Source organism: Chloroflexus sp. MS-G (genome assembly GCF_000735195.1).
Taxonomy (GTDB): Bacteria; Chloroflexota; Chloroflexia; order Chloroflexales; family Chloroflexaceae; genus Chloroflexus.
Window position 1 is genome coordinate 1 of record NZ_JPIM01000242.1, and the last position, 1,182, is coordinate 1,182.

The window sequence follows — 1,182 nt, forward strand, 5'->3', positions numbered from 1 at the left end:
TGCTGATGCAAGAAAGTAGATAGGAATATGGTATCATTTGGGGTATGAAAAAGCCGATATTTGTCCGAGACCTAACCGAAGAAGAGGAAGCCAGGCTAAAGCAAGGCTTGCGCTCGAAAGATGGCTTCGAAGTTCGCCGCAGCCAAATCATCTTAGCCAGTGCGCGCAAGCAGACGGCGATCCAAATTGGGCGCGAGTTGAATTGCGATGATCAGACGGTGAGGAATGTGATCAAACAATTCAACGCCCATGGACTGGAAGTGTTGAAAGCCAAATCCAATCGTCCGCATACGATCAAAGCCACCTTTAGCGAAGACAAGATCGAGCCCTTGAAAGAGCTTTTGCATCAGAGTCCGCGCAATTTTGGCAAAGAGACGAGTATCTGGACGCTGGAATTACTGGCTGAAGTCAGTTACGAGGCAGGGCTGACGGAAGAGAAGGTGAGTCGAGAAACAGTTCGCCAAGCGCTGAAGCGCTTTGGCATTGCTTGGAAACGGGCGAAAAAGTGGATCAATAGTCCCGACCCGGCTTACCTGTTGAAAAAAAAACAGCGTGAGCGGCTAATGGCGATGGCGGCCGAGCGAGCGGATTGGGCGGTTGGATATCAAGATGAGACCTGGTGGAGTCGGTCTGCGCATCCGCCCTTACGGAGTTGGGCTGAAAAAGGGCAGTGCTTGAAATTGCATGAGCAAGCCGAAGATGCAAATGACCCGGAACCCAAAGCGATTGCCTGTTATGGAATAGCCATGCATTGGTATGAACAGACGGTCAAGCAGGAAGCCGTCTGGCTGCGGTTTGTGGAAGGCAATCCGCGCAGCGAGCTGACGGTTCAGTATTTGGAGTGGTTGCTGACGAAAACGCACCAAGCAGGGAAAAGGGTGTTGATCCTGTTTTGGGATCAGGCTAGCTGGCACAAGAGCCGAGCCGTGCAGGATTGGATCACAAAGCATAACCGCAAAGTGAAGCAGGAGCAACAGGGTGTTCGCTTGTTGGCGTTTTTGTTGCCGAAGAAAAGCCCGTGGCTCAATCCGATTGAGCCGCTGTGGCTTCATGCCAAGCGGAAAATCGTTGAGCCGGGTAGAAAATTAGCGAAAGCCGAAATCATCCAGCGGGTATGTGCTGTTTTCGACAATCCTGTTTTGTCGGTTTTTATTACATCCGAAAATGTCTCTTGAAGATGCA

General features: G+C 50.9%; 1 protein-coding gene. It reads left to right on the plus strand.

What is annotated here, in order from left to right; translation table 11 throughout:
* Positions 1 to 44 precede the first annotated feature (44 nt).
* Positions 45 to 1,175, plus strand: a complete 1,131-nt coding sequence (locus JE47_RS21480; protein WP_081910085.1) for an IS630 family transposase — start codon at positions 45 to 47, stop codon at positions 1,173 to 1,175.
* Positions 1,176 to 1,182: the final 7 nt, after the last annotated feature.

Bases quoted from the DNA above. Each gene is read 5' to 3' on its own strand.
- JE47_RS21480 (WP_081910085.1), top strand. From the start codon at position 45: ATGAAAAAGCCGATATTTGTCCGAGACCTAACCGAAGAAGAGGAAGCC.